This window comes from Burkholderia cepacia (assembly GCF_001039005.1).
GTDB lineage: Bacteria > Pseudomonadota > Gammaproteobacteria > Burkholderiales > Burkholderiaceae > Burkholderia > Burkholderia theae.
In genome coordinates, this window is record NZ_LDWR01000005.1 from 64,516 (window position 1) to 82,492 (window position 17,977).

At 66.5% G+C, this 17,977-nt stretch carries 21 protein-coding genes, 1 tRNA gene and 1 riboswitch; of the genes, 12 read left to right on the forward strand and 10 right to left on the reverse strand.

Features of this window, described 5'->3' with window-relative positions; genetic code table 11:
• Nucleotides 1-21: 21 nt before the first annotated feature.
• Complete coding sequence (locus VL15_RS02145; RefSeq protein ID WP_011351087.1) at nucleotides 22-660, reverse strand: peroxiredoxin; 639 nt, start codon at nucleotides 658-660, stop codon at nucleotides 22-24.
• 319 nt (nucleotides 661-979) lie between these two features.
• Here VL15_RS02145 and VL15_RS02150 point away from each other — a divergent pair, with 319 nt between their 5' ends.
• The 3 genes from VL15_RS02150 (at nucleotide 980) to VL15_RS02160 (ending at nucleotide 2,282) form a co-directional block, all read left to right on the forward strand.
• On the forward strand, nucleotides 980-1,282 hold the full coding sequence (locus tag VL15_RS02150; RefSeq protein WP_048242877.1) for a DUF883 family protein: 303 nt from the start codon (nucleotides 980-982) through the stop codon (nucleotides 1,280-1,282).
• Between the two features lie 123 nt (nucleotides 1,283-1,405).
• A complete protein-coding gene (locus VL15_RS02155) occupies nucleotides 1,406-1,795 on the forward strand; it encodes a phage holin family protein (protein ID WP_048242878.1) in 390 nt (129 codons plus the stop codon).
• A 43-nt stretch (nucleotides 1,796-1,838) separates the two neighbouring features.
• Nucleotides 1,839-2,282 carry a DUF3318 domain-containing protein gene (locus VL15_RS02160; RefSeq protein ID WP_048242879.1) on the forward strand — a complete coding sequence of 148 codons (444 nt, stop codon included), beginning with the start codon at nucleotides 1,839-1,841 and terminating at the stop codon, nucleotides 2,280-2,282.
• A gap of 54 nt (nucleotides 2,283-2,336) precedes the next feature.
• On the opposite strand, the gene VL15_RS02165 is transcribed toward VL15_RS02160, so the two are convergent.
• The 7 genes from VL15_RS02165 to glyA form a co-directional block, all read right to left on the reverse strand.
• Nucleotides 2,337-2,783: a type IV pilin protein gene (locus VL15_RS02165; RefSeq protein WP_048242880.1), complete on the reverse strand. Its 447-nt coding sequence runs from the start codon at nucleotides 2,781-2,783 to the stop codon at nucleotides 2,337-2,339.
• A complete protein-coding gene (locus VL15_RS02170) occupies nucleotides 2,780-3,298 on the reverse strand; it encodes a pilus assembly protein (protein WP_196319534.1) in 519 nt (172 codons plus the stop codon). The genes VL15_RS02165 and VL15_RS02170 overlap by 4 nt, the downstream gene beginning before the upstream one ends.
• 146 nt (nucleotides 3,299-3,444) lie before the next feature.
• Nucleotides 3,445-4,278 (reverse strand): type IV pilus assembly protein, encoded by an 834-nt coding sequence (locus VL15_RS02175; protein WP_048242881.1) that lies wholly within the window; start codon nucleotides 4,276-4,278, stop codon nucleotides 3,445-3,447.
• Nucleotides 4,268-4,669 carry a type IV pilus modification PilV family protein gene (locus VL15_RS02180; RefSeq protein ID WP_080970684.1) on the reverse strand — a complete coding sequence of 134 codons (402 nt, stop codon included), beginning with the start codon at nucleotides 4,667-4,669 and terminating at the stop codon, nucleotides 4,268-4,270. Before VL15_RS02180 ends, VL15_RS02175 begins: the two co-directional genes overlap by 11 nt.
• A gap of 5 nt (nucleotides 4,670-4,674) precedes the next feature.
• Nucleotides 4,675-5,238, reverse strand: coding sequence for a GspH/FimT family pseudopilin (locus VL15_RS02185; protein ID WP_048242882.1), 564 nt, complete (start codon nucleotides 5,236-5,238; stop codon nucleotides 4,675-4,677).
• A 153-nt stretch (nucleotides 5,239-5,391) separates the two neighbouring features.
• Nucleotides 5,392-5,871, reverse strand: coding sequence for a transcriptional regulator NrdR (gene nrdR, locus VL15_RS02190; RefSeq protein WP_006476792.1), 480 nt, complete (start codon nucleotides 5,869-5,871; stop codon nucleotides 5,392-5,394).
• Nucleotides 5,872-5,874: 3 nt separating this feature from the next.
• A complete protein-coding gene (gene glyA / locus VL15_RS02195; protein WP_048242883.1) occupies nucleotides 5,875-7,122 on the reverse strand; it encodes a serine hydroxymethyltransferase in 1,248 nt (415 codons plus the stop codon).
• 137 nt (nucleotides 7,123-7,259) lie between these two features.
• A riboswitch (ZMP/ZTP riboswitch) is annotated at nucleotides 7,260-7,360 on the reverse strand.
• Between the two features lie 180 nt (nucleotides 7,361-7,540).
• Between glyA and VL15_RS02200 the strand changes: the two genes are divergently transcribed.
• From VL15_RS02200 to VL15_RS02240, 9 genes are all read left to right on the forward strand, one after another.
• On the forward strand, nucleotides 7,541-8,287 hold the full coding sequence (locus VL15_RS02200) for an SDR family oxidoreductase (protein ID WP_048242884.1): 747 nt from the start codon (nucleotides 7,541-7,543) through the stop codon (nucleotides 8,285-8,287).
• A gap of 105 nt (nucleotides 8,288-8,392) precedes the next feature.
• Complete coding sequence (ybgC, locus tag VL15_RS02205) at nucleotides 8,393-8,878, forward strand: tol-pal system-associated acyl-CoA thioesterase (protein WP_048242885.1); 486 nt, start codon at nucleotides 8,393-8,395, stop codon at nucleotides 8,876-8,878.
• A gap of 130 nt (nucleotides 8,879-9,008) precedes the next feature.
• On the forward strand, nucleotides 9,009-9,686 hold the full coding sequence (gene tolQ / locus VL15_RS02210; RefSeq protein ID WP_048242886.1) for a protein TolQ: 678 nt from the start codon (nucleotides 9,009-9,011) through the stop codon (nucleotides 9,684-9,686).
• Between the two features lie 10 nt (nucleotides 9,687-9,696).
• On the forward strand, nucleotides 9,697-10,146 hold the full coding sequence (gene tolR / locus VL15_RS02215; protein WP_034182823.1) for a protein TolR: 450 nt from the start codon (nucleotides 9,697-9,699) through the stop codon (nucleotides 10,144-10,146).
• The gene (tolA, locus tag VL15_RS02220) at nucleotides 10,143-11,180 is read left to right on the forward strand and encodes a cell envelope integrity protein TolA (protein WP_048242887.1); all 1,038 of its coding nucleotides are present in this window, start codon (nucleotides 10,143-10,145) and stop codon (nucleotides 11,178-11,180) included. Before tolR ends, tolA begins: the two co-directional genes overlap by 4 nt.
• Nucleotides 11,181-11,291: 111 nt before the next feature.
• Nucleotides 11,292-12,590, forward strand: coding sequence for a Tol-Pal system beta propeller repeat protein TolB (tolB, locus tag VL15_RS02225; protein ID WP_048242888.1), 1,299 nt, complete (start codon nucleotides 11,292-11,294; stop codon nucleotides 12,588-12,590).
• Nucleotides 12,591-12,607: 17 nt separating this feature from the next.
• Nucleotides 12,608-13,120, forward strand: coding sequence for a peptidoglycan-associated lipoprotein Pal (gene pal / locus VL15_RS02230; RefSeq protein WP_048242889.1), 513 nt, complete (start codon nucleotides 12,608-12,610; stop codon nucleotides 13,118-13,120).
• A gap of 19 nt (nucleotides 13,121-13,139) precedes the next feature.
• On the forward strand, nucleotides 13,140-13,889 hold the full coding sequence (gene ybgF / locus VL15_RS02235; RefSeq protein ID WP_048242890.1) for a tol-pal system protein YbgF: 750 nt from the start codon (nucleotides 13,140-13,142) through the stop codon (nucleotides 13,887-13,889).
• Between the two features lie 161 nt (nucleotides 13,890-14,050).
• A tRNA-Lys gene (locus VL15_RS02240) sits at nucleotides 14,051-14,127 on the forward strand.
• Nucleotides 14,128-14,407: 280 nt separating this feature from the next.
• On the opposite strand, the gene VL15_RS02245 is transcribed toward VL15_RS02240, so the two are convergent.
• On the reverse strand, nucleotides 14,408-16,744 hold the full coding sequence (locus tag VL15_RS02245) for a hypothetical protein (RefSeq protein WP_048242891.1): 2,337 nt from the start codon (nucleotides 16,742-16,744) through the stop codon (nucleotides 14,408-14,410).
• A gap of 78 nt (nucleotides 16,745-16,822) precedes the next feature.
• Nucleotides 16,823-17,977: a beta-propeller fold lactonase family protein gene (locus VL15_RS39020; protein ID WP_053077560.1), complete on the reverse strand. Its 1,155-nt coding sequence runs from the start codon at nucleotides 17,975-17,977 to the stop codon at nucleotides 16,823-16,825.

A 17,977-nucleotide genomic window follows, 5' to 3' on the forward strand; every position in this document is an offset into this window, starting at 1 on the left:
GCGCTCACGCGCCGCCGATGCTTACTTGTTCGGCTGCGGCGTCAGGCGCAGATACGGACGCACCGCGTTGAAGCCCTTCGGGAAACGCTTCTTCAGCTCTTCCGGATCCTGCAGCGACGGCACGATCACGACGTCGTCGCCGTCCTTCCAGTTGCCGGGCGTCGCGACCTTGTAGTTGTCGGTCAGTTGCAGCGAGTCGATCACGCGTAGTACTTCGTCGAAGTTGCGCCCCGTGCTGGCCGGATAGGTGATGGTGAGGCGCACCTTCTTGTTCGGGTCGATCACGAACAGCGAGCGCACCGTCAGCGTCTCGTTCGCGTTCGGGTGGATCATGTCGTACAGCTGCGAAACCTTGCGGTCCGCATCGGCGATGATCGGAAAGCCGACGACCGTCGACTGCGTTTCGTTGATGTCGTTGATCCAGCCCTTGTGCGACTCGACGCCGTCGACCGACAGCGCGATCACCTTCACATTGCGTTTCTCGAATTCGCCCTTCAGCTTCGAGGTCAGGCCGAGTTCGGTCGTGCACACCGGCGTGTAGTCGGCCGGATGGGAGAACAGGACGCCCCAGCCGTCGCCGAGCCACTCGTGAAACTTGATGGGGCCCAGGCTCGATTCCTGCTCGAAATCCGGTGCGATGTCGCCAAGACGCAGACTCATGATGTTCCCTCCTCGAACGATGCTGGTTGAAACCGCGCGCCGGGTCGGCGCGGGGCAGTCTGTCAGCTTACGGGAAGCAATGGGCCGTGCGAACGATTATTCCGTTTGATATTCATACTTTTTTGTCATTTTTACCCGGTGCTGCTGCAGGACAGCCGGCCGCGGAGGAAACTTTTCACCCCGTTTGCCGCTCTGTTCATGATTACAAGTCGTTTACCATGCAGTCTTGCACCGCCGCCGTGCGTCTTCCCGGCTCGCCAGCAGGCAGTCGTTTCGCTACGATGTGAACCTGCAGCATGACAGCACGATGGGAGTTGCAATGTCGGAAATCAACAAGGAGAAACTGATGTCGGATATCAAAACCGTTCTCGCGGACGCCGAAGACCTGCTCAAGCAAGCCGCCAGCAGCACCGGCGACCGTGCAGCCGAACTGCGCGAGAAGGCCATGTCGCGCCTGAAGCAGGCCAAGGACAAGGCAGCCGACGTCCAGGTCGTCGTGGTCGAGAAAGGCAAGAAGGCCGCTCGCGCGACCGACGACTACGTGCACGAGCATCCGTGGACGTCGATCGGCGTCGCCGCCGGCGTCGGCGTGCTGGTCGGTCTGCTGATCAACCGCAAGTAACGCACTCTGCGCCGTTCCGTCCCGTGGGCCGCGTCGCGCGGGCCACGGGCGTCGAAGCCGCCCGGCGGTTGCCGCCGGCCGGCTTTGTCCTAGCTGCTCATTGCACGCGCAAGCATCTCATCCATGACGACAGACACTACTTCGCAGCCGTCCGGCCAAGGACCGCTGCGCCGCCTCGTCGGCTCCGTGATCGGACTTCTGCAGACGCGCCTCGAACTGGTGGGCATCGAGCTCGCCGAGGAGAAGGAACGCCTGATGGGCGTGCTGTTCCTCGGGCTCGCCGCGATGATGCTCGCGACGATGGCGCTCATCAGCCTGACCGTGCTCGTCGCGATCGCGTTCTGGGACACCTATCGCTGGCAGTCGCTCGCGGCGATCACCGCGCTGTATGCGGCGGGCGGCATCGCGTGCGCGCTGAAGGCGCGCTCAAGCCTGCGCGATGCGCCGACCGTGTTCGAGGCGACGCTCGCCGAACTCGACAAAGACCGCGAACTGTTCCGCGGCAAGCCGTGAACGCAATCGCGCTCACCCTTCCCACCTACTTCGCCGACGCGCCATGAGCCAGAACGTTACGGGCAATTCACCCCGCTCCCATTCGTCGCGATCGAACTGGAGCGCGTCGCAGCACCGCGCGCTCCGCAAGGAACTGCTGATTCTGCGATCCGAAGTCGAGCGGCTCGAACTCGCGGAGGCTGCCGGCGAAATGCGCCAGGCCGTCACGCGCTTCAGCTGGCTCAAGGTGTTCGTCCCCGGCCTGTCCAGCAACAAGTTCGGCCAGTCCGCGAAAAACCTGAACGCGAGCCTCGGCAACCTCGTCAACCAGTATCCGATGCTGAGTTCGCTCGCGTCGCTCGTGCTGGCGAAACCCGTTCGTTCGCTGCTGCGCGCGAGCGCGGGCCCCGCGCTGAAGTGGGGCACACTCGGCTTCGCCGCATGGGAGGTCTACCGGATCTGGAAGCAGTCCCGCGACGAGCGCGGGCTCGACGCGCACGACGACTGACACGCGGCAACACGCGCGCACGGCCATGCGCCGTTGCGCGCCTTTCTTGCGAATTCAACGCACACCCCAGCAAGCAGCGCGCTGTTCGTCCGCGCCATCGCTCCGTACATTGCCCTTCGTTCCGTCCGAGCGCAACGTGAATGCGCCGCAGGCATCATCGTGCATCGGGCCCGTGTCGAGCGGGCTTGCTTCCAGTTCATAGCTCACCGGCGAGTCGTCGCCGTCCGGCTGCCCGAGCGTCAATCGATAGACGGCCCGCCCATCCGGCGGCGCCTGCGCGAGCGCGTCCGGCAATGCCGCAGGCGGAGCGCCATCCAGCGTTTCGAGATAGTGGGCCGCCCGGTACAGCGCGGACACCGCCGACGCGCGATGAACGCGCACGACATGCTCGCGATACGACGGGATGCCCCAGCCGACCAGCACCGCGACGATCGCGAGCACGATCATCAGCTCGATCAGCGTGAATCCCGCCGATCGGTACACGAACGTGCGGCCGCTCATCGAAGCACCGTCGCGACACGACGCCAGCGTAGCGCGACGATGCGCCCGTCGCGTATCGCGACCTGATGCTGCAGCCAGACGGCGCTCGACGCATGCGCGCCGACGCCACGTGCGGTGATGAGGTAAGCGCGGCCACCGGCCGGCCCTGCCCCGCGCCATGCCTCGATCAGGCATCGCGGCGGCTGCGCGGCCATCGGCCATCCAGCGAACGGCGCGAACGCTTCGCTGGCCGCCAGCGCCGGCATGCGCCGCCACGCGTCGGGCTCCGCGTGCGATTCGCGTTCGCTCATGTACGGCGCCGAGCCGCGCAGCAATCGCGCGGTGCACGCAGCAAGCGCGGCATCGGCCGCATGGAATGCGATCAGCCGATCCGACAACGCACGCGTGCGGCGCGCTTCCGTCAGCGCGGACTCGAACCACGTGCCTGTCAGCGCCGCGACGGCCGCACCGACCGCGATCACTGCCGGCAATGCAAGCCCTGCGTCGCGACGCCAGTCGCGACCGACTGACCGCACGCGTATGCGCGGCTCGCACCGGCGCGTCGTCGGGGTTTCCGTGCAGGCAGCCTGCGGAGGTTCGTCGCCGTTCGCCGCGATGAGCCGATGCGTGTTGCCTGCCGCAACGCATCGCGATACCTCCCGCTCGTGATGTCCTGCTCCGCTCATCGCAACACCTCACTTGCGCGCGTTGCGTCGCTCAACGTGTCGTTGAATGCGATCGCGGAATTCCTCAACGCGACGATGCGATCAAGCGTCAATCGTGCGCGGTTGTCCGGTGCAACGGCGGCGCGACCGTCGCAGTCGACGTGGCGAACGGGCGCGCGCATCGGTTCACCGCGCGCACGCACGCAGACATGCACGGCCACGACGTCGCGCCAGTCGTCGATACGCAACGCATCGGCATCGACGAACGGCATGCCGCCGCGTCGCAGGTAGCGCACGCGCAACTGATCGATTCCTGACACGACGGGCTGTGACGTGCCCGGGCGGCCGCTTCCTTCGCAATACAGTTCGGGTTCGCCCGTCGACGGGCTGACATGCGCATCGAAGCGGTTCTCGACCGGCGACCGTTCGCCGGACACGCCGACCCCCTGCCCGAGGCAGTCCGACACCTGGCCGCTCACGGTCGGCCATGTCGATACGGCATCGCCGACATACCGGATCAGCAACCCGTCCGACGAAGCGCGCACGGGCTCGCACCGCACCTGCACGCCATCGCCCCGCACGCGCGCCATCGAACAACCGAACACCGGCGGCAACGACGACGCCCCTTCGGCATCGAGCGGCCTGAATCCCGCCATCTGGATCTGCTGACCGATCAGCATCAGCGCGGTGCCGGCCGCATCGCGCATCCGGAACCCGTCTTCCGCGCGCCGCTGCGCAACGCGTTGCGCGTGGTACAGCGCACCGGCCGCAGCGAGCACGAGGAGACCGACGGTCATCGCAATCAGCACTTCGAGCAGCGTATGGGCACGCATGCGGCGATCAACCTGCATCGGCGGCAGCCTCCCGAAACGGAATCCGGACGCACGACGGCGGCTGCGCCGACACGCCAGCGGTTTCGCATCGCGGCGACGCGGCCGTATTGCCGCCGCGCCAGCCGACCACCGCGTAACGCACACCGTCGGAGCCTTCATCGAGCGTCATCGCGCCGCCGGGCAACGACGCAGCCGCCAGTGCCGTGAGACCGGCGTCGCCCCCCGCTGCTGCGTGCGATAGCTCAATGCGCGCATCGGCCAGCCACAGCGCGCGCTCGCGCCAGATCGTCGCGCGTTGTGCACGCGCCATCGCGAGCTGGCTGCCTGCCACCGCCAGCATCACGGTCGCGAGCAGCGCGATGGCCAGCATCGCCTCGATCAGCGACGTGCCGTGCATGGCGTTGCGCATGGCGATCACGCCGCGTCGCAACGGCCGGCGGCGACACGCGCCCGGCCGCCAGCCGCGATCCGCACGCAACGCGATACGCGCGCGTCGTCGGCCCCGGACGGGCCGCGCCGCGGATGCAATTCGAAGCGCCGGATTCCGCCGACCGCCTGACCGACCGGCGGCGCGAAAGCCAGATCGTGCGCTGCGCCCGCGACGGCCACTTCGGCATCGCGCGGATAGCGCCGCAGAACGCGCGACTGCCCGTCGAACTGCCCGCTGACGATCCAGTCGCACGACCATTCGGCCGGATCGCACCGCTCACCGGCACGCAGACAGGCGCCGTCACTCCCGGCCCGGCACAGCGTGACGCGCACGCCGAGACGCGTCGCTTCGGACCGCGCAAACGACAGCGCCCCGAGCAGTGCGCGGGAGCGCGCATCCACGCGTTCACGCATGCGCCACTGGTCGAACGCGGGCGCCGCATGGAGCGCGAGCCCGGCCGCCAGCGAGATGGCGACCATCAGTTCAACGAGCGTGAACCCGCCCGAGCGTCGCACCACGTTTTTCAAGGGGTGACAGTGAAGTCCCATCGCAGTCGCCTTCCGTCAAGGTGATGCGACGACTGTAGCGACGCGTGCGGACGCACGCCATTTGCCGAACGGCCGACTGGCGACATGCGATCGCGGCCGACACAATCGACGCGAACTGAACCAACGGAGAAGACGATGAACGGACGCGGCGCGTCAGCGCTTACGCGGTGTCTTGGCGGGAGAAGCGCGACGGAACTCTTCGATCACGTCGGCAAATTCGGAAACGTCCTCGAACCGGCGATATACCGATGCGAAGCGGACATAGGCGATCGTATCGAGGCCACGCAACTCGTTCATCACGAGTTCGCCGAGCTTCTCGCTACGCACCTCACGCTCGCCTGTCGCGAGCAGTTGATATTCGATACGGGCGACCGCCGCGTCGATCGCGTCGGCAGCAACCGGCCGCTTGCGCAGCGCGAGTTGCATGCTGGCGACGATCTTGCGACGGTCGAATTCCGTGCGGCTGCCGTCCTTCTTCACGACGAACGGCAGGGACAGCTCAACCCGCTCGTACGTCGTGAAGCGCTTGTCGCAAGCCGAGCAGCGACGGCGCCGGCGAATCGCGGCGCCATCCTCGGACACGCGCGAGTCTACGACCTGCGTGTCGTCATGCCGGCAGAACGGGCAGCGCATCGATCAGCGATAGACCGGGAAACGCTGGGTCAGCTCGGCGACCTGCGCGCGCACGCGCTCGATCGTCGCTGCATCTTCCGGGTTCTCCAGCACGTCGGCGATCAGGTTGCCCACCTTCTCCGCTTCCGCCGGACCGAAACCGCGCGTCGTCATCGCCGGCGAACCCAGGCGCACGCCGCTCGTCACGAACGGCTTTTCCGGATCGTTCGGGATCGCATTCTTGTTCACCGTGATGTGTGCCGCGCCCAGCGCCGCTTCCGCTGCCTTGCCCGTGATGTTCTTCGCACGCAGGTCCACCAGCATCACGTGGCTTTCGGTGCGGCCCGACACGATCCGCAGCCCGCGCTTCACCAGCGTTTCAGCCAGCACGCGTGCGTTCTCGACCACCTTCTCCTGGTAGGCCTTGAACTCCGGCGACAGCGCTTCCTTGAATGCCACCGCCTTCGCCGCGATCACGTGCATCAGCGGGCCGCCCTGGATGCCCGGGAAGATCGCCGAGTTGATCGGCTTCTCGTACTCGGCCTTCATCAGGATCACGCCGCCGCGCGGGCCGCGCAGGCTCTTGTGCGTCGTCGTCGTCACGAAATCCGCGTGCGGCACCGGGTTCGGATACACGCCCGCCGCGATCAGACCCGCGTAGTGCGCCATGTCGACCATCAGGTATGCGCCCACCGACTTCGCGATCTTCGCCAGACGCTCGAAATCGATCTTCAGCGAGAACGCCGATGCGCCCGCGACGATCAGCTTCGGCTTGTGTTCCTGCGCAAGCTTCTCGGCCGCTTCGTAGTCGATGTCTTCGTTCTCGTTCAGGCCGTAGCTCACCACGTTGAACCACTTGCCCGACATGTTCACCGGCGAGCCGTGCGTCAGGTGACCACCGTGCGCGAGGCTCATGCCCATGATCGTGTCGCCCGGCTTGAGCATCGCGAAGAACACGCCCTGGTTCGCCTGCGAACCCGAGTTCGGCTGCACGTTCGCGGCTTCCGCACCGAACAGCTGCTTCACGCGCTCGATCGCCAGTTGCTCGACCACGTCGACATACTCGCAACCGCCGTAGTAGCGCTTGCCCGGATAACCTTCCGCGTACTTGTTCGTGAGCTGCGAGCCCTGCGCGGCCATCACGGCCGGGCTCGTGTAGTTTTCCGACGCGATCAGCTCGATGTGATCTTCCTGGCGGCGGTTTTCCTGTTCGATCGCTGCGAAGACTTCGGGATCGACGTTCGCGATGGTGCTTTGGGCTCTGTCAAACATACGGTTTCCGTTAAGTGTGTACAGGTTGACCGGAGTGGCCGAGGACAGTGCGTTGCTGGCGGGACCAGCTCGACGTGGCGGAAGAATCCGTATGACGCGAGGCAGGACAGCCACCGGCGATGCACGCAACGGCGCACAACGGCTGCCCAGGCGAACGGCAAAAACGGCGCCCCGCGCTTCACGGTGGGATGCTCCACCTTGAACCCGAAGGGTTCTATCGCCAGTCACGCAGGGGTGATGAGCGCGTTAGTGTATTGGATGCGTCATGAATAGGCAACCGCACGGCAGTGCGCCTCAGGCAATTGGGGCCAGACTCTACGCGCCCGTGCCGAAACGCTTTGGCGCCTTGCCGCGGTGCGGCAATCTCAGTAGGCTTGCGGGATACCACCCGCTACTTTGTCACCGACCAGGAGCAGCAATGATCGTGTTCGTCACAGGCGCGTCCGCCGGCTTCGGCGCCGCCATCGCCCGTGCCTTCGTCAACGGAGGCCACCGCGTCGTCGCGACCGCGCGTCGCAAGGATCGTCTCGACGCGCTCGCCGCCGAACTCGGCGATTCCCTTCTGCCGTTCGAGCTCGACGTGCGCGACCGCGCAGCCGTCGAAGCCGTGCCGGCTACCCTTCCCGCCGAATTCGCGGCGCTCGACGTGCTCGTCAACAACGCCGGCCTCGCGCTCGGCGTCGAACCGGCCCAGAAGGCCAGCCTCGACGAATGGCACACGATGATCGACACGAACTGCACGGGCCTCGTCACGGTCACGCATGCGCTTCTGCCCGGCATGATCGCGCGCGGCCGCGGCCACATCTTCAATCTCGGTTCGGTTGCCGGCACCTATCCGTATCCGGGCGGGAACGTATACGGCGCGACCAAGGCTTTCGTCCGACAATTCAGCCTGAACCTGCGCGCCGACCTGCTCGGCACGCCGCTGCGCGTCACCGACATCGAGCCAGGCCTGTGCGGCGGCACGGAGTTCTCCAACGTCCGCTTCCGCGGCGACGACACGAAGGCCGCGAACGTCTACCAGAACGTCCAGCCACTCACGGCCGAGGACATCGCCGACACGATCTACTGGATCGCGACGCGCCCGGCGCACGTGAACATCAACACGATCGAGATGATGCCGGTCGCCCAGGCGCCGGCCGGCCTCACGATCCATCGCGGCTGACACACCGGGCACACCGCGGCCGCCTCCGGCCGGCCCGCGGTGTGCTACGTCGTACTACATTCCGTTACGAAACCGTTACGAATCCGGTTCCCGCCTTCCGGTAGAATGCGCGCCATGACTCAGCCTACCCGCCCCCCGGAAGCGCCTTCCGGCTTTACCTGGCCGGTGCGCGTGTACTACGAGGATACCGATGCAGGCGGCATCGTCTTCTATGCCAACTACCTGAAGTTCTTCGAACGCGCCCGCACCGAGTGGTTGCGCGCATGCGGCATCGACCAGCGCCGGCTCGCCGACGATACCGACGCGATCTTCATCGTCCGCAGCACGTCGCTCGACTACCGCGCGCCGGCGCGACTCGACGACACGCTGGCGATCACGAGCCGGCCCGGACGCATCGGCCGCGCATCGGTGGAATTCACGCAGGAAGCCTGGTGTGGCGACACGCTGCTCGTGGCCGGACACATCCGCCTCGGCTGCGTCGACCGTACCGGCATCCGGCCCGCGGCCATCCCGCCGGTCGTGCTCGACGCACTGCACCGCGGGCCCGTCATCGAGGCCGGGCAGACTGTATTGTCAACGAAGCTCGCATGAGCGCCGTTTAGACAAAGCCTATGAACTTGCCTTCCTGATTCGATACTAAGCAAGGTTCGGCGCCAGGCATGGCCGGCGCGCCGCGCCACACGCATACCGGGCGCCCCGAAGGGACGTTACTCAAACCTCTATGAACACTTCTCAAGACCTGTCGATCATTTCCCTCGTCCTCAACGCGAGCGTGCTGGCCCAGGCCGTGATGGGGCTGCTGCTGCTGCTGTCGCTGATGTCGTGGACCTTCATCTTCCGCAAGTGGTTTGCGATCCGCCGCGCGCGTGTGCAGACCGAACGCTTCGAGAAGGATTTCTGGTCGGGCGGCGACCTGCAGGCGCTGTACCAGAGCGCGGCCAACAACCGCCACACGATCGGCGCGCTCGAGCGGATCTTCGAATCGGGGATGCGCGAATTCCTGAAGGGGAAGGAAAAGCGCATCAGCGATCCGGGCCTCGTGCTCGACGGTGCACGCCGCGCGATGCGCGCGTCGTTCCAGCGTGAAATGGACGTGCTCGAAGCAAACCTCGCATTCCTCGCATCGGTCGGCTCGGTCAGCCCGTACATCGGTCTGTTCGGCACGGTCTGGGGGATCATGAACTCGTTCCGCGGCCTCGCGAACGTGCAGCAGGCCACGCTCGCGAACGTCGCACCGGGCATCGCCGAGGCGCTCGTCGCCACCGCGATCGGCCTGTTCGCCGCGATTCCGGCCGTGGTCGCGTACAACCGTTACGCGCACGACATCGACCGCCTCGCGATCCGCTTCGAGACCTTCATCGAAGAGTTCTCGAACATCCTGCAGCGTCAGGCCCAGTAAGGAGCGCGCCATGGCAGGAAGTCCCATCCGATCCAGCATGCGCGGCGGCCGCTCGCGCCGTGCAATGGCCGACATCAACGTCGTGCCGTACATCGACGTGATGCTGGTGCTGCTCGTGATCTTCATGGTCACCGCACCGCTCGTCGCCCCGTCGATCATCAATCTGCCGACCGTCGGCAATGCCGCGCCGCAGGAGCAGACCCCGCCCGTCGTCGTCAACATCAAGGCCGACCGCACGATGAGCGTCAAGTACAAGGGCGACTCGGGCGCGACCCAGGAAGACACGATGACGAAGGCCGAGCTCGACGGCTTCATCTCGGCCCGGCAGGCCGATCATCCGGACCAGCCGGTCGTGATCGCGGCCGACAAGACCGTGCAGTACGATGCGGTGATGACCGTGATGTCCGATCTGAAGGCGCGCGGCGTCAAGCGCGTCGGTCTCCTCGTCAAATCGCAATGAACCCGCAGCAATCCACGCGCGGCACCGGCTACCCGCCTCAGCCTCCCCGCGAGCGCGGCACGTGGCGCGCGTTCGCGCTCGCCGCGCTGATGCACGTGCTGCTCGCGCTGTTCCTCTATCACGGCGTGCAGTGGCAGAACAGCACGCCGGCCGGCGCCGAAGCCGAGCTGTGGACCGAGGTGCCCGACGTCGCCGCGCCGCGGCCCGTCGTGACGCCGCCCGCGAAGGTCGCGCCGCCCCCTCCCCCGGTGCGCGACGAGCAGGCCGACATCGCGCTGCAGCAGAAGAAGCGGCAGCAGGAAGCGGCCGCGCGCGAAGCGCTGCTCGAGCAGCAGCGCCGCGCGCAGCAACTGAAGGCCCAGCAGGAAGACGACGCCCGGCGCGCGCAGCTCGCGGCACAGCAGGCTGCCGCGCTCGCCGCGCAGAAGGCCGCGGAACGCGACAGGCAGAAGCAGGCCGACAAGCTCAAGCAACAGCAGCTCGCCGAGCAGCAGAAGCTCGAACAGCAGAAACTTCAGCAGCAGAAGCAGGCACAGCTCGAGGCGCAACAGGCGGCGAAGGCCAAGTCCGACGCGGCCGCGAAGGCAAAGGCGGAAGCCCAGGCAAAGGCGAAGGCCGAAGCGAAGGCTAACGCGGCGGCAAATGCCAAGCTCGACCGCGAGCGCAGCGCGCGTCTCGCGCAGATGCAGGGCCTGTCCGGCGCCGGCGAAGGCGGCGGCGAAGGCCTCGCGAAGAGCGGCACCGGCACGGGCTCCGGCGGCAATGCCGCCACGCCCGGCTATGCTGACAAGGTGCGCCGCCGCGTCAAGCCGAACATCGTCTGGACCGGCGAGCGCGCAGGCCTGACCACCGTCGTCAAGATTCGGTGCACGCCGACCGGTGACGTATTGAGCGCATCGGTCTCCCGCTCCAGCGGGAATTCGGGGTGGGATCAAGCCGTGGTCAGTGCGATCCACGCGTCGGTCCCGTTGCCGCCCGATTCTAACGGTCGTACCCCGTCTGACATTACGATTACCTTCAAGGCGGCGGAGTGAAAGGAAATACGCTTACACTCCGTGCGTCGCTGTCAGACGGGAACGAATCGGGTATTTTTACTGTCTCTCTGCGGTTGCGCAGCGATCCAAGCCATACGGGAAGCAAGAAGCATGAGTTTGATGACAAAGCTAGGTTTCAGGGCACTCGTGGCCTCGTGTCTGATTACGGCGGGCAGCGCCGCTAACGCCCAGGTCAACGTGCTGATCACCGGTGTCGGGTCGACCCAGTTCCCCATTGCCACCGCGAATTTCGCGAATGAGGCAGGCCTGCCACAGCAGGTCACGTCGATCGTCCGCTCCGACCTCGCCCGCAGCGGCAAATTCACCAACATCGACGCGGGCAGCACGCCCGTGCCCGAGACCGCCTCGGTCGATCTTGGCGCATGGAAGGCCAAGGGCGCGAATGCGTTCGTCGCCGGCAGCGTGAACCGCGAAGCGAGCGGCCAGTACAAGGTCAACTTCATCCTGTACGACACCGTGAAGCAGCAAAGCCTCGGCGGCCTGACGCTGGTGGCCGCAAACGACGGATCGCTGCGCAAGGTCGGCCATCAGATCGCCGACTACATCTATCAGAAGCTGCTTGGCACACGTGGCGTGTTCGCCACGCGGCTGTCGTACGTGGTCAAGATCGGCAACAAGTACAAGCTGCAGGTCTCCGATTCCGACGGACAAAATGCGATTAGCGCATTGACGAGCGCCGAACCGATCATCTCGCCGGCCTGGTCGCCGAACGGTACGAAGGTCGCGTACGTGTCGTTCGAGCGCAAGAAGCCGATCGTCTACATCCATGACCTGCCGACCGGCCACCGCTACATCGTCTCCGACCAGAAGGGCAACAACAGCGCGCCGGCGTGGTCGCCGGACAGCAACACGCTCGCCGTCGCGCTGTCGCTCACGGGCAATACGCAAATCTATACGGTCAATGCGAACGGCGGCGGCCTGCGCCGTCTCACGCAGAGCAGCTCGATCGACACCGAGCCGTACTATTCGCCGGACGGCCGCTGGATCTACTTCACGAGCGATCGCGGCGGCGCGCCGCAAATCTACCGGATGCCCGCACAGGGCGAAAGCGCCGGTGCCGCGCAGCGCGTGACCTTCACCGGCAGCTACAACACGAGCCCGCGCGTGAGCCCGGACGGCAAGCAGCTTGCCTACATCTCCCGCACGGGCGGGGGCTTCAAGCTGTATGTGCAGGATCTGCAATCCGGCGCGGCGAACGCCATCACGAATACGAACCACGACGAATCGCCGAGCTTCGCGGCAAACGGCCAGTACCTTCTGTACGCTACCCAGTCGGGTGGTCGCAACGTTCTGGCTGCAGTGCCCTCCGACGGCAGCGCGCCGCCACAGATCCTGTCCGTCCAGGGCGGCTCCGTTCGTGAGCCGTCGTGGGGGCCCTTCATGCAATGACCACAAGGAGAGTAACCATGATGTCGAATAAAGCTCGTCTGGCCCTGGCCGTGATGATGATCAGCGCGCTCGCAGCGTGCAAGTCGGGCGTGAAGCTCGACGACAAGGCAAACAACGCGGGTGCGGTAAGCACGCAGCCGAGCGCCGACAACGTCGCGCAAGTGAACGTCGATCCGCTGAACGACCCGAACAGCCCGCTCGCGAAGCGCAGCATCTACTTCGACTTCGACAGCTATTCGGTGAAGGACGACTACCAGTCGCTGATGCAGCAACACGCTCAGTACCTGAAGAGCCACCCGCAGCGCCACGTGCTGATCCAGGGCAACACCGACGAACGCGGCACGAGCGAGTACAACCTCGCGCTGGGCCAGAAGCGTGCGGAAGCCGTCCGCCGTGCGATGGCACTGCTCGGCGTGTCCGATTCGCAAATGGAAGCCGTGAGCCTCGGCAAGGAAAAGCCGCAGGCAACGGGTCACGACGAAGCATCGTGGGCGCAGAACCGTCGCGCCGACCTCGTCTACCAACAGTAAGTAACGGAAGAATCGCCGTATGACGCACCGTGTATCCTGGCTGCGCGTTGCCGCAGCAATCTGCGTCGCGGGCGCGGCGTGGTCGGCCGCGCCGGCGCACGCCGGCGTGTTCGACGACAACGAAGCGCGCCGCGCCGTGCTCGACCTGCGCAGCAAGACCGACAACCTGGCAAGCCAGCTGTCGGCCGCCCAGCGTACGATCCTCGATCAAACCAGCCGTCTCGACCAGCTGAACCAGCAGGTCGCGACACTGCGCGGCGAGAACGAGGACCTGACGAACCGGCTGACGACGCTCGAGCGGCAGCAGAAGGAGTACTACCAGGATCTCGACACGCGGCTCAAGAAGTTCGAGCCGCAGCAGGCGACGATCGACGGCGTCGAAGGCACCGTGCAGCCGGGTGAGACGGATGCGCTCAGCGCGGCGCAGCAGCAGTTCCGCAACGGCAACTTCAAGGCGGCGGCGGCTTCGTTCCGCAGCTTCATCGCGAAGTATCCGCAGAGCCCCTACCAGCCGACCGCGCAGTACTGGCTCGGCAACGCGCAATACGCGCTGCGCGACTACCGCGGTTCGACTGCGACGTGGCAAGGGATCGTCAGCAAGTTCCCGCAGCACCCGCGCGCGGCCGACGCGCTCGTGGCGATCGGTACGAACCAGCTCGAACAAGGCCAGAAGGCGGCCGCAAAGAAGACGTTCGAGCAGGTTGTTTCGCAGTACGCCGGGTCGAACGCGGCGCAGACGGCACAGGGCAAGCTCGAAACGATCAAATAATTATCGTGGCGGATTGTTGACGCACTAACAATCCGTCGCTATAATCTTTTGCTCTTCGGGTCGTCGGCTGCAGTTGATGGAGCAGCGGACTTCACCGGGATACGCACAGTCAACAGTCTGACGCCGTCGTTTCCCGGTTCTCGAGCAGTTTTTGAGCACGTGGGGTGGTAACTCAGTTGGTTAGAGTATCTGACTTTTAATCAGAGAGTCGAGGGTTCGAGTCCCTCCCACCCTACCATCTATCTTTTAGATAGTTGTAATTGAAGCCTCCCGCGCGGAGGCTTTTTTGCGTCTGCTTTCTGCGCGTCGAATTCGCAATTTCGACTTCTCAGTTCCGATCGAATACGCAAGCATCCGGCATCCTTCCCGACGCGCCGGATGACTCAAGGCTCATCGCCTAGCAGGATGCAAGAAGGGGCTCGACAGCAATGCCAAGCCCCTGTTCCTTCGGCTCGCGCCCAGCACTGGCCATCGCTACGGCCCACGCGCCTGCAAACAAGCCACAATCACCCTGTCCATCACGGCTGACGCGCATTCGCCGCCACGGCCCCGTCGGACGTCGCCGCCGCAACCGGCACCTGCCCCGCCGCTGCTCCCGGCGCGCGCAATCGCACGATCCCCGCCTCCCCGACTTCGACGAACAGATCGCCTTGCGGCGTGACGACCATCCCCGACGGTCGATTCAGCGACCCCGGCAACGCGCCGGGCCGATTGCCGCGCGACCCGAGTTGCCCGGCGATCACCGCCGCATCGCCCTTCGCGTCGATCCGCAACACGGTATGGTTCCCGCTGTCGCTCACGTACACGTTGCCGCTTGCATCGGCCGCGATCCGGTCGGGCATGCACCACGTCCAGTCGCAACTGATCAGGTTGTTCGTCAGCCGGTCCTCCTCGTCGCGCGACTTCGCATTCGCAAGCGCGCCGTAGTACGCGTGCTCCGCGGCCGGCCACGGCCCGGGCAGGAAATGGATCCGGTGGGCGCCGGTTGCGGGATCGATCTGCCAGATCACATCGCGGCTCAGCACGTAGAGCTGTCCTTGCGGGCCGATCGCCAGATCTTCATAGCTGCCTGGCCGTCGCCGGCTCGCGACGAAACGCTCGACGTCTTCGCGCGGAATCTTGTACTGCTGCGCCTCGCGCGCCACCGTCGCGACCGTTCCCGTCGAGAAATCGAGCCGGCGGATGCTCGCGCCGTGGCCCGCGACATAAGGACTGTCGTCGAGCACGTACAGCCGGCCATCGCGGTCGAAACGCAGGTAGCGCGGCCGCCAGAACGTCGCCTGCGCGAACGGGCCGTCGACCCGCGTCTCGTCGCTGACCTTGCCGCTCACCGTCTGCACGTTGCCCTGCGGATCGATGCGCCGGATCAGCGCATTGCCGCTGTCCGCGACATACAGGTTGCCCGACGCATCCAGTGCGAGCCCCGACGGATAGCGGAAGCGCGCGCTCAAGCGCGGCCCGTCGCTGCGCCCCTTGTCGTCCGGCGCGCCTGCCCACAGCTCGCCCTTGCCGTCCGGCGCGATCCGGTAGATCGCGTCGTCGAGCCGGTCGACGTAGTAGATCGTGCCGTCGGCGGCAACCGCGAAGTCGTCGTCGACCGATCCCGGCAACGGCACGGCCTTCGCGTCGGCCGTGTCGGTCACCAGCAGCGCATCGCTGCGATTGCTCACCCCCGCGTACGCGAGCAGGCGGCCGTCCGGCGCCGCCTGCAGCACGACCTCGCCGCTGCCCGTCGTCACCAGCCGGCGGCCCGATCCGTCGATCGCCAGCGACGTCAGGTCGCGATCGTCCAAGCGGCCGCGGCGCAACGTCGGCTGCGCGATGCGCACGGTCGCGCTCGGCTTGCCGTCGGCGCCGACGGTCACGATCGAACGTGCGCTGGCCGCGATCATCTGTCCCGCGCCGTCGAACGCAAGTGCGATGTAGTCGGGATCGTCATGTGCGTCGCTTGCTTCGGTGTTCTTGTCAGTCTCGCTGGCCGGCGCCGCGCCGATGAACGGCACGCTGCCGGCCAATGCGGCGACCGGACCGGGTTCGGGCGGCACGCGCGTGGCAGCGGCGGCTGCGTCGCTCGCAGCCGCCGCCACGTCCGACGCGTCGGCGGCCTTGCATGAAGGCAGCGGCGTATAACCGGTCGGCGTCACACGGCCGAACGTCTTGCCGTCGGTGATCCAGATCGCGCCATCCGGGCTCGCCGCGATCGCGCGGATCCGCGTCGGCATGCAATCGCCGTCGGGCTGCTTCCACGTCGCCACCGATCCGTCCGCGCCGACGATACGCAAATGGCCCGAGTACTGTTCGAGCGTCCAGAGCCGGCCCTGCCCGTCGAGCGCGACGGCGTCCGGTTGATCGAGCTGGCCGACCCCGCGCGGACCATCGGCATCGCCCGACTTGCCGGGCACGCCCGCGATCGTCACGACGGTGCCGTCCGGCCGGATCGCGCGCACCAGCGAATTGCCGGCGTCGGCCACGTAGACGGTGCCGTCCGGCGCACGTACGGCGTCACCGGGCTGGTCGAAGCGCGCGGCAGACGATACGCCGTCCTGATACGCGCGCACGCCGCTGCGGCCGGCCAGCGTCGTCACATGGCCCTGCGCATCGATATGCCGCACCGTCGACGCGTACTTGTCCACCACGAGCACGCCGCCGTCACGATCGACATGCAGCCGCAGGGCGCCGGCGAAACGCGCAGCCGCGCCGGTGCCGTCGAGATTGCCTTCCGAACCCGGCGTGCCGGCTACCCATTCGAGCGACGGCCCGCCCGCCAGCGGAAAATTGCCGCATGCGCTCAGCAGCACGGCCACGGCCGCGCAGGTCGCGATGCGCACGCCCAACCCGTTCGCATTCCGGATCATCCTCTTCTCCTTACCCGTTCCATTCACGCCGGCTGCCGGTACGCGCATCGCGCGGGCCAGCCGGACGATTCCTGTCGTTCACTGCGACGCGGCCTGCGCAGCTGGTTGGCAGAACAGCTCGCCGTTGGCGGCGACATAGTCGGCCAATCGCCCCGGATCGCGCACATCGAACAGCGACACGCTGCCGTCCTGGCTCGCATTGAGCACCGCGAGCCGGCTGCCGTCCGGACTGAACGTCAGCGCGAGCGGCCATTCGCCGGTGCGATATGCCGCGCGCAGCATGCCCGTCGCGCGATCGGCGACCAGCACGGTGTTCTCCTGCGGCAGCGTGAAAGCCACCGTGTGGCCGTCCGGGCTGAACGCGAAGCGATAGCTCGTCAGCGCGCGGCAATACTGCGCGGCCTGACGCGGCCGCAACGTGTTCGCGTCATAGGCTGCGATGCCGTCGCGAAACAGCGCGACCAGATCGCCGGAACGCGGTTCGACCGCAACGTCGTATGCGTCGGCATCGGCGATCGTGCCGACCTGCGCGCGCGTCTGCGTATCGAAGGCATCGATGCCGCCCGCCACGCCGTTCGTGACGAACAGGCGCCGGCCGTCCGCGGACAACGCGAGCGCGGCAGGCCGCCCGAACGGCTGGTTGCCGGCGTTCCCGCCGCTCAGCGCAATCGGCTTGCCGAGCGTGCGGAAGGTCGCGAGATCGACGACGGATACCGAATTGGCGACCACGTTGAGCACATACGCGCGCGTGCCGTCCGGCGACACCGCGACGGCCTGCGGAAAACGCTGCACCTTCGCGACGCCATCGACACGCCCGCTGTCGAGATCGAGCTGCGCCAGCGAATCGGGACGCATCGAGCTGACGTACGCATGGCGTTCGTCGGCAGCGATCGCGATACCCGTCGCCCCCATCCCGCGACAAAAGTTGTCAGGACACCCATCCTTGGCTGGCTTCGCCGGTCGATCGCCCAGATCGCGCATACGCTGCCCGGCCGCCACGTCGATCACCGCGACCGTGTTGTCGCTGTTGCTGGTGACGTACAGGCGCTTGCCGTCCGGCCCGAACGCGATGCCGGCCGGCCCGTTCCCGACCGCGATGACGGCCGGCGCATCGGTCTTCGCGGGCGTTGCCGCCGCAGGGTCCGTCTGGGCGCACGCGCCGGCCGCCAGCATCGCGAGCGCCACGGCAAGCACCGCCCGATGCAGGATCCGCGGCTTGAAATCGACTCTCAC